This window comes from Alcanivorax sp. HI0083, from assembly GCF_001635175.1.
In genome coordinates, this window is the sequence record NZ_LWFX01000431.1 from 1 (window position 1) to 9,347 (window position 9,347).

Here is a 9,347-nt window from a genome sequence, read left to right on the forward strand (position 1 = left end):
AGGGCTGTTTAATCAGGTAGAAACGCCGCTGTGGTACACCCTCGCGGGCCGTTGGCTGAAAGCAGCCTTCTGGGAGCCGCTGGTCGAACAGGCCGGCTGGAGCCGTTTGGCCAAGGTCGAGCCTTATCGGCGCCAGCACAGCCACATCTATACCAATTGCGCTTTTTTTCGCGAACTCCAGCAACAACACAAAGGCGCAGCACGCTTTGTGCCTCCGGCCTGGCAGCAGCTTGAAATCCATGATGAGGCAACACCAGTGCGCTTGCGTTCGCGCCTTGCCGACACCGTTACCCAGTGGCGCCACCGGTGGACGCTGACGCAGTTGTCCCTGGATATTCGCCACTGGAAAGAGCCGGACGTGACCCGTGAAGCGCTATGGCGGGCTTTTATGCGACTGGATGCCATGGGAGAGGCGCTCAGTCGGGTGGACGGTGAGCTTGCCTATCTGACCCTCGCCGATGCCCTGCCTCGCTATGAGGCGCCGTTACCGCTAGCGCTGCTGGTCACCCCCGCTGAATTGCAGGCAGTGGAAGCATTGGCCCGGGGGGATCTTGAGGCGGTGCGAGAGACCTCGCTGCGCCCAGGTGCCGACCCGGTGCACGCGCCATTAAATGAAGGCCCGGCCCAGGCGGCTACCCTGAATGGCTTGCAACAACCGGGGATAGTCAGCGACGGGCAACTGGCTCAACCGAGTGAGCAGGACGCCAATGCGTTGCGTATGGCGCGTACGGCACGAGGCCTGCGTTTTGCCATCGGCAACCGTCTTCGCCGTCTGCTGCGTTCCATGGGGGCTATCGTGGTCGAGCAGGGCACGCTGCAGCACCCGGATGATATCTATTTCCTGTATTTTGATGAGCTCTGGCAGCTGTGGATGGGGCAAAAGCTGCCAGCCAGTGCAGGCAGAGAGGTCATTGGTGACCGTAAACTCCGTTATCTGGATGATGGCTTGCAAGGCGCACCGGACTGGAAGATGGATCAGGTGGGTTATGGTTTCGGCGGCGGGCAGCGCCTCAGCCCATTGTTGCGCGGCTTGCCATTGGTTGATGGTTCTGCGGAAGGGCCGATCCGGCGGGTATGCAGCGCCTGGTGCCTGAACAAGGTCCTGCCCGGCGATATCGTGGTAGTGGATCAGGTGGAACCCGCATGGCTGCCTTGGCTGGTACAGGCGGCGGGCCTGGTGATTGCCGAGCAGGATCCGGCTAACGCCGCCGCCAGCCTGGCGGTGACCTATGGCATTCCTGCCATCTGGTCTGCCAGTGATGTCATGCATAGCGTGCAGGACAATCTGCAGGCAACCCTGGATGCCACCCAGGGCCAGCTTGATGTCGCTCCGGTTATGGATGACGATAACGCCAGCTAGGACGATCGGGCTGGAAGGCGAAAAGTGCAGGGCTCACGTGTTGTTCTTGTCCCACAGAGGCAGGTTCCATGACGCAACCACCGAATCAGGAAGAAGACACTCGCCCGTTTGTGGCCCCATGCCACACGGTCGATACCCGCGCGCCACTGCGCTGGCTGCGCAAGGGATGGCAGGACTTTCGGGCGGCGCCAGGGCCAAGCCTGGTATATGGCGGCATCATGTTCGTCATCAGCTACCTGATCAGTGCCGCCACTTGGTGGTTCGGTAATATGGGCCTGTATCTGGGCCTGCTTTCCGGCTTTGTCTTTCTTGGGCCGCTGTTGGCGCTCAATCTCTACGATATCAGCATCCAGCTGCAGCAAGGGCGCAAGCCCAGCTTGCTTGAGAGTTTACGGCAGGCGCGGGCCTGCATGGGTGACGCCCTTACCTTTACCGTGATTCTGGTAGTGGTGTTTCTGGTGTGGGCCCGGGCGGCGAATCTGATTTATATCTTTTACCCGGTTAATGAGTGGCACCTGGAGAATGTACTGCTGTTCTTCGGGGTGGGCAGCAGTGTGGGCGCCTTGTTCTGCGCCATCGTTTTCACCGCCAGCGTGTTTTCACTGCCCATGATCATGGATCGCAAGACGGACATGGTGACCGGGGTGATTACCAGCACCAACGCGGTGCTACGCAATAAACCGGCGCTGTTTGTGTGGGCCTGCCTGATTGGTGTTTGCCTGCTGGTGGGCTTGTTAACGGCCTACCTGGCGCTGGTGGTGCTGCTTCCGGTGCTTGGCTATGCCACCTGGCATGCCTACCGCGAAGTGATTGATGCCAGCGTATGGGAGCCGCGCTTTACGCTTCCTGCTGAGGATGCAGATTGAATGCGGGAACCGCCTTTCCGGCAACGATCCCCGCATTTCTCTGAACAGCCTGAGGGCCTAGTCCTCGTCCATGTAGCCCAGCAGGTGGGGCACCATCCGTTCGATCTCCTTGCGTGTCATGCCTTTGCGTGCGGCGTAGTCGTCCATCTGGTCCTTTGCCAGTTTGCCGGTGCCGAAATACTTGGCCTGTGGGTGGGAGAAGTACCAGCCGGATACAGCCGCAGTGGGCAGCATGGCGTAGCTTTCGGTTAGCGTCATGCCGGCATGGGTTTCCGGGTCCAGTAACTGCCACAGCAAGGCTTTCTCTGTATGGTCCGGGCACGCCGGGTAACCCGGGGCAGGGCGGATGCCTCGATATTTCTCGCTAATCATGTCCTGGTTGCTCAGTGCCTCATCGCTGGCGTAGCCCCAGTAGTCCTTGCGCACTTTTTCGTGCAGGCGCTCGGCGAACGCTTCCGCCAGCCGGTCAGCCAGTGCCTTGAGCATGATGGCGGAATAGTCATCATGGTCGGCTTCGAAGCGGGCGACATGTTCGTCGATACCAATGCCGGCGGTAACCGCAAAGCCACCCAGCCAGTCGGTGAGCCCGGTTTCCTTGGGCGCGATAAAGTCACTCAGGCAGAAATCCGGCTTGTCGTTCTTGCTTCGGTCCAACTGCTGGCGCAGGTGATGAAGGGTCATGAATGGCTGCTCATCACCCGGGTTGCGGTACAGCTGGATATCATCCATATCCGAGTTGGCCGGCCAGAAACCCATTACACCACGGGCAGTTAGCCACTTTTCTTCAATGATTTTCTCAAGCATTTCCCGGGCATCCCGGTAGAGCTTGGTAGCTTCTGCGCCGACCACTTCATCGTCGAGGATCTTGGGGAATTTGCCGGCCAGCTCCCAGGCACGGAAGAAGGGCGTCCAGTCGATGCGTTGCACCAGATCATCCAATGGATAATCGTCCAGCACCTTCAGGCCTTTCACCTTGGGCTCGGGCGGCGTGTAATCACTCCAGTCAGGCTGGAATCGATGCTCCCGGGCCTGATCAATGGAAATCAGGCTGCGGTCCACCTGCTGTTGTTTGCGCCGGACGCGCAGTGCCTCGTAGGTTTCCTTGAGTTCGGAGACAAAGTCGTCCTTGGCCGTTTTGGAGAGCAGCCTGGAGGCCACGCCGACGGCACGGGAGGCATCAGCAACATGGACCACGGCCTTGTCATAGGCCGGATCAATCTTCACCGCGGTATGAATGCGGCTGGTGGTAGCACCGCCAATCATCAACGGCAGGTCCATTTCCAGGCGCTGCATCTCGCTGGCCACATGCACCATTTCTTCCAGCGAGGGGGTAATCAGCCCGGAGAGGCCAATGATGTCCACATTTTCTTCTTTGGCTACCTCGAGAATAGTCTCGCAAGGCACCATGACGCCCAGGTCCACCACGTCATAGCCATTACATTGCAGCACCACGCCAACAATGTTCTTGCCGATGTCGTGCACATCGCCTTTCACGGTGGCCATCAGGATTTTGCCGTTGGCTTCATCCTGGGTGCCCAGCTCTTCCTTTTCCTTCTCCATGAAGGGCATCAGGTAGGCGACTGCCTTCTTCATGACCCGGGCGGATTTGACCACCTGGGGCAGGAACATCTTGCCTTCGCCAAACAGGTCGCCGACCACGTTCATGCCATCCATCAAGGGACCTTCGATGACGTGAAGCGGGCGGGCGGCATTCTGGCGGGCCAGCTCGGTGTCTTCTTCCACGTAGTCGGCAACGCCTTTCACCAGGGCATGCTCAAGGCGCTTTTCGACGGCCCATTCACGCCAGGCCAGATCTTCCTTTTTGGCTTTCTCGCCGCCGCTACCCCGGTATTTCTCGGCAAGATCCAGCAAGACTTCGGTGCCGTCTTCGTGGCGGTTGAGCACCACATCTTCCACTGCGTTGCGCAGTTCTTCGGGAATGTCCGCATAAATGGCCAACATGGTGGGATTGACGATCCCCATGTCCATGCCGTTTTTGATGGCGTAATAGAGGAACACTGCGTGGATGGCTTCACGAACCGTGTCGTTGCCCCGGAAAGAGAAACTCACATTGGAGACCCCGCCGGAAATCATGGCGTGGGGCAGGGTGCGCTTGATGTCGCCTACCGCTTCAATGAAATCCACGGCGTAGTTGTTGTGCTCTTCGATCCCGGTGGCAATGGCGAAGATGTTGGGGTCGAAAATAATGTCTTCCGGCGGGAAACCCACTTCTTCGGTGAGCAATTTGTAGGCACGGGTGCAAATTTCCACCTTGCGCTCACGGGTATCTGCCTGGCCTTCCTCATCGAAAGCCATGACGATCACGGCAGCACCGTAACGTCGCAATAGGCGCGCCTGATGAAGAAAGGCCTCTTCGCCTTCCTTCATGGAGATGGAGTTCACCACCCCCTTGCCCTGGATGCATTTCAGCCCGGCCTCGATCACTTCCCACTTGGAGGAGTCGATCATGATCGGCACTTTGGAGATTTCCGGTTCTGAGGCCACCAGATTGAGGAACTTCACCATGCACTCGGCGGATTCCAGCATCCCCTCATCCATGTTGATATCGATGATCTGGGCGCCGTTCTCCACCTGGTCGCGGGCCACGTCCAGCGCGGCATCGTAGTCCTCTTCCTTGATCAGGCGCAGGAATCGTTTGGACCCGGTCACATTGGTCCGTTCGCCCACATTCACGAACAGGGAATCCTTGGCGATGGTGCAGGGCTCCAGGCCGGACAGTCGGCATGCCACTTCAATGTCGGGCAGTTGGCGTGGCGCCAGACCTTCAACAGCCTCCGCCATGGCGGCGATGTGCTCCGGGGTAGTCCCGCAGCAACCACCGATAATGTTCAGAAAGCCTTTCTCCGCCCAGGCGCGGACTTCTTTTGCCATGGTGAACGGATCCAGGTCATATTCACCCATTTCGTTGGGCAGCCCGGCGTTGGGGTGGGCGGACACATAAGTTTCGGAAATGCGCGACAGCTCTTCGATGTACGGACGCAACTCCATGGGCCCCAGTGCACAGTTCAGGCCAAAGCTGATTGGGCGGGCGTGGCGCAGGGAGTTGTAGAAGGCCTCGGTGGTTTGCCCGGTGAGGGTACGGCCCGAGGCATCGGTGATGGTGCCGGATATCATGACCGGCAAGTCCAGATTGTTCTCGTAGCAGTACTGGTCCACCGCAAAGACCGCCGCCTTGGCATTCAAGGTGTCGAAAATGGTTTCGATCAGCACCATGTCGATGCCGCCCTCTACCAGGCCGTCCAGGGCCTCCAGATAGGCGTTCACCAGTGCATCAAAGTTCGTGTTGCGATAGCCCGGGTCGTTCACGTCCGGGCTGATACTGGCGGTGCGGTTGGTGGGGCCAAGCACCCCGGCCACGTAGCGGGGCTTGTCTGGTGTGGAGGCTTCGTCGGCGGCCTCCCGGGCGACACGGGCGGCGGCAACGTTGATGTCCCGCGCCAGGTCCTGCATGTCGTAATCGGCCATGGCGATGGACGTGGAATTAAACGAGTTGGTCTCGATGATATCCGCGCCCGCGTCCAGGTAGCCCTTGTGCAATGCCTTGATTCGCTCAGGTTGCGTCATGCTGAGCAGGTCATTATTGCCTTTCAGGTCGCTGGGCCAGTCGGCGAACTGGCTGCCGCGGAATTCCTCTTCACTGAACTGGCAGCGCTGGATCATGGTGCCCATGCCACCATCAAGAATCAGGATGCGTTCCTTGAGTTGGGCAGTTAATTGAGCGCGCGGGTTCTGTGACATCGATGGCTCCGGCAAGGGCGGGAAATTGGGGCGTGCATTATAGCGGGGCAGGGCGCAGATACCCAATATGTGGTGCTTTTTCCGGGGGGAATCGCGATAAAAGGGCATTGTTGGCGGCAGCAGACTGGCCATAAGGTGCATTAGGTTTCNTTATTGGGCAGGCTTGGTGGCGGAATGGCAGGCATGTCTCGCGGCCAGTGGATGAAATTTTTGTAAAATCCCGCGCGGCGGCATCAGCATGGCTTGGGCTTGCCGCAGGAACGGGCATAATTCGCGCTCACAGGATGAGGAGTACGCTTAATGGATCAATATCTGACCCAACTGGAAACCTTTGCCAATGAAAATCTGGTGCCTTATGCCTGGAGCATTGCGGCGGCACTGGTTATTTTCATTGTCGGTAGCTGGATTGTTGCCCGCCTTAGTGGCTGGGTTAAAAAGCTGCTAAACAAGCGCATGGATGAAACAGTCGCCACTTTCCTGGGGCGGATTGTTCACGTTCTGCTGTTCGTTTTCGTAGTGATTGCGTCCCTGGATCAACTGGGTATAGAGACGACCTCCCTGGTTGCGATTCTGGGTGCCGCCGGCCTGGCTGTTGGCCTGGCCTTGAAAGATTCCCTGGGTAACTTTGCTGCGGGCGTCATGCTGATCATGTTCAAGCCGTTTCGCGTGGGGCATTACGTGGAGGCGGGGGGAACCTCTGGCACGGTCAAGGAAATCCGTATTTTTGCGACGATCATGAACAGCCCGGATAACAAGGTTCTGACCGTGCCCAACGGTGCAATCATGTCCGGAAATATCGTCAACTATTCGGAAAAGCCCACACGTCGAGTGGATATGGTTTTTGGTGTCGCTTACGATGCGGACCTTTCCGTAGTGAAAAAGGTGCTGCAGGAGGTTCTTGCTGCGGATGATCGTGTGCTCAAGGATCCTGCGCCGACCATCGTCGTGGGTGAGCTTGCGGATAGTTCGGTTAACTTCTTGTGCCGTCCCTGGGTAAATAGCGCGGACTACTGGCCGGTTCTGTGGGATACCACGGAAACCGTGAAGCGTCGCTTTGACGAAGCTGGCATTGGCATTCCGTTCCCGCAGATGGACGTACATTTCGACAAAAACGATTAAGGAGTCATTCATGCGCAGTAAGACAATCGCTGCCATGCTGCTGGCCGCCGGGCTTCCGGCGGTATCGGTGGCTGCAGAAGATGCAGCCACCGACGAGGGCAGTGAAGTTTCAAAGTGGTCCGGTGATATTGGTGTCGGGTTGTTGTTCAAGCGTGGCAACACCAATTCCGACTCTACCAATGCCAACGTTAATATGGCACGGGACAGCGAGAAATGGCGTCATACTTTCAAGGCTGATGCCAATAACGAGAAGGAAGAGGATCCCGATACGGAAGAATACAACCGTACGGATGAGAACTACTTCGCTTCCTACAAGCTGGACCGTAAGCTTGGCGAAGATGCTAAAAACTACCTCTTCAATGTGCTGACCTACCAGAAAGATAATTTTTCGGGGTATCACTACGAAGCCAGTTATGCCATCGGTGTAGGTCGCCGCTGGATTGATTCGGATCTGCAAACCCTGGATGCCGAAATCGGTCCGGGTTATCGCGTAAAGTGCCTGGAGCCCCAGGACACCTATATGAGTTGCCATAACTCGGAAGAAGATGCGATTGCCCGCATTGGTATCAAGTACGAGTTGCGCGTCAGTGACAACACCACCTTCAAGGAAGATTTCTCTACCGAGGTAGGTGAAGAGGGCGCGGATACACGGGCTGAAACGTCTTTGACCACGGCGATTAATTCCAGCTTTGCCTTGCGCCTGCGCCACTTGCTGGAACATAACTCCTCGGTACCGCCTGGCACCAAGGAAACGGATCATACGTTCTCTGTCGGTGTGGTTTACACCCTGCAGTAGAGCGGTTTTTCTGCGTCACAAAAAAGCCCCGGCCGGTAACGGTCGGGGCTTTTTTTGTGTTCATCGCGGAATTGAGCAATCAGCCAGCTTCAGAGCTTGTCGCATTGTCCCGCCCTGACAGATGCTGGACGACCGGAACCTCCTGCCCATCCCTCAAAAGAGATGCCGCAATAGCGACAGCCTCTCAGGCTATGGGGTTTGACGTCAGGCATCCGGCATCAGGCGTTAGGCTCTGGGCAAAACTCCGTGGGAAGGGCTCGCCATCATGGCTTTCTCTCTAAGCCGCGATGAGCCAAAAAAAAGGAGCCCGAAGGCTCCTTTCTTTGCGAAGGCGGTGGATCAGCCTTCCTTCAGGGCGGTGGTGATATCCAGCACCGCGCCTTTGCCGTCGCCGAACAACATCAGGGTGTTGTCCTTGGCGAACAGCGGGTTGGGCAGGCCGGCAAAGCCGGCGCTCAGAGAGCGTTTGACCACAACTACGGTCTTGGCCTTGTCCACGTTGAGGATGGGCATGCCGTAAATCGGGCTGCCTTTGTCTTCGCGGGCCATGGGGTTGGTTACGTCGTTGGCGCCCAGCACGATGGCTACGTCGGTCTGCTCGAAGGTCGGGTTGATCTGGTCCATGTCCTTGAGCTGGTCGTAGGGGACTTCGGCTTCGGCCAGCAGTACGTTCATGTGGCCAGGCATGCGGCCAGCAACCGGGTGAATCGCGTATTCCACCTCGATACCGGCGGCTTCCATGGTGTCAGCCAGTTCACGTACAGCATGCTGCGCCTGTGCCATTGCCAGACCAAAGCCGGGTACAATAACGACGCGTCGTGCGGTTTCCAGCATCATTGCGACTTCGTCTGCGGAGGTGGATTTCACCTTGCCGGCGTAGACTTCGTCTTCGTCCACGGCGTCGCCTGCTTCCGCCATTACACCAAAGAGCACATTGGTGAGAGAGCGATTCATGGCTTTACACATGATGCTGGTCAGGATCAGGCCGGATGCGCCTACCAGGGAACCGGTAATGATCAGGGCGCTGTTGCCCATGACGAAACCGGCCGCAGAGGCTGCCACACCGGAGTAGGAGTTCAGCAGGGCGATCACAACAGGCATGTCTGCACCGCCAATCGGCAGCACCAGGAACAGGCCCAGCACCATGGCTGCTGCCACCAGGCTCCAGAACACCATTTCGTTACCCGGGTTAACCACCAGGTAACCGATACCGACGAGAGAACCGATAAACAGGATGGCGTTAACCAGTTTCATGCCGGGGAAGCCCATGGGCTTGCCGTCGATGAGCTCCTGCAGCTTGGCAAACGCCACAAGAGAACCGGTCAGGGTAACAGCACCAATCAATACGGCCGCGCCGGTGGCGATGATGGATACCGTATCGTTGGCGGAACCACGGAAGAATTCCGCTGAGGCAACAGCAAAGGAGGCACCGCCACCAAAACCGTTG

The 9,347-nt window shown here is 57.9% G+C and carries 6 protein-coding genes; 4 read left to right on the forward strand and 2 right to left on the reverse strand.

What is annotated here, in order from left to right; genetic code table 11:
• On the forward strand, window positions 1–1,360 hold a 1,360-nt coding region (locus A3754_RS04440; protein WP_063518937.1), incomplete at its 5' end, for a PEP-utilizing enzyme.
• A gap of 68 nt (window positions 1,361–1,428) precedes the next feature.
• Window positions 1,429–2,226, forward strand: coding sequence for a DUF2189 domain-containing protein (locus A3754_RS04445; protein WP_063518938.1), 798 nt, complete (start codon window positions 1,429–1,431; stop codon window positions 2,224–2,226).
• A gap of 57 nt (window positions 2,227–2,283) precedes the next feature.
• Here the strand turns inward: A3754_RS04445 and metH are convergent, their stop codons facing one another.
• A complete protein-coding gene (metH, locus tag A3754_RS04450; RefSeq protein ID WP_063518942.1) occupies window positions 2,284–5,985 on the reverse strand; it encodes a methionine synthase in 3,702 nt (1,233 codons plus the stop codon).
• A gap of 300 nt (window positions 5,986–6,285) precedes the next feature.
• Between metH and A3754_RS04455 the strand changes: the two genes are divergently transcribed.
• Together A3754_RS04455 and A3754_RS04460 are read left to right on the forward strand one after the other, a co-directional pair.
• Complete coding sequence (locus tag A3754_RS04455; protein WP_063518939.1) at window positions 6,286–7,104, forward strand: mechanosensitive ion channel family protein; 819 nt, start codon at window positions 6,286–6,288, stop codon at window positions 7,102–7,104.
• Between the two features lie 10 nt (window positions 7,105–7,114).
• Window positions 7,115–7,900 (forward strand): YdiY family protein, encoded by a 786-nt coding sequence (locus A3754_RS04460; protein ID WP_063518940.1) that lies wholly within the window; start codon window positions 7,115–7,117, stop codon window positions 7,898–7,900.
• A 339-nt stretch (window positions 7,901–8,239) separates the two neighbouring features.
• Here A3754_RS04460 and A3754_RS04465 read toward each other — a convergent pair.
• The coding region (locus A3754_RS04465; RefSeq protein ID WP_063518941.1) for an NAD(P)(+) transhydrogenase (Re/Si-specific) subunit beta at window positions 8,240–9,347 on the reverse strand (1,108 nt) is incomplete at its 5' end.

Excerpts from the sequence above, each read along its gene's own strand:
- A3754_RS04455 (WP_063518939.1), top strand. The coding sequence starts at position 6,286 with ATGGATCAATATCTGACCCAACTGGAAACCTTTGCCAATGAAAATCTG.
- metH (WP_063518942.1), bottom strand. The coding sequence starts at position 5,985 with ATGTCACAGAACCCGCGCGCTCAATTAACTGCCCAACTCAAGGAACGC.
- A3754_RS04445 (WP_063518938.1), top strand. The coding sequence starts at position 1,429 with ATGACGCAACCACCGAATCAGGAAGAAGACACTCGCCCGTTTGTGGCC.
- A3754_RS04460 (WP_063518940.1), top strand. The coding sequence starts at position 7,115 with ATGCGCAGTAAGACAATCGCTGCCATGCTGCTGGCCGCCGGGCTTCCG.